The organism is Kitasatospora phosalacinea, from assembly GCF_000716545.1.
In the GTDB taxonomy this organism is placed as follows: domain Bacteria; phylum Actinomycetota; class Actinomycetes; order Streptomycetales; family Streptomycetaceae; genus Kitasatospora; species Kitasatospora phosalacinea.
Genome location: NZ_JNWZ01000207.1, coordinates 1 through 268, shown reverse-complemented (window position 1 = coordinate 268; position 268 = coordinate 1). Strand labels below are relative to the sequence as shown.

Here is a 268-nt window from a genome sequence, read left to right as displayed (position 1 = left end):
CACCCAACTCGCCCGGATGGCCAAGCTGGTGGAGGACGCCCAGAACGGCAAGGCCGCCGCCCAGCGCCTGGCCGACCGGATCTCCGCCGTGTTCGTGCCGATCGTGATCACCCTGGCGCTGGCCACCCTCGGCTACTGGCTGGGCACCGGCGAGGGCTGGAGCGCCGCCTTCACCGCGGCCGTCGCGGTGCTGATCATCGCCTGCCCGTGCGCCCTCGGCCTGGCCACCCCGACCGCCCTGCTGGTCGGCACCGGACGCGGCGCGCAG

Annotated in this window: 1 pseudogene; it reads left to right on the top strand. The window is 75.0% G+C overall.

The features are described from left to right. Positions 1–268: pseudogene (locus tag OO48_RS34170) on the top strand (heavy metal translocating P-type ATPase); the annotation flags it as partial.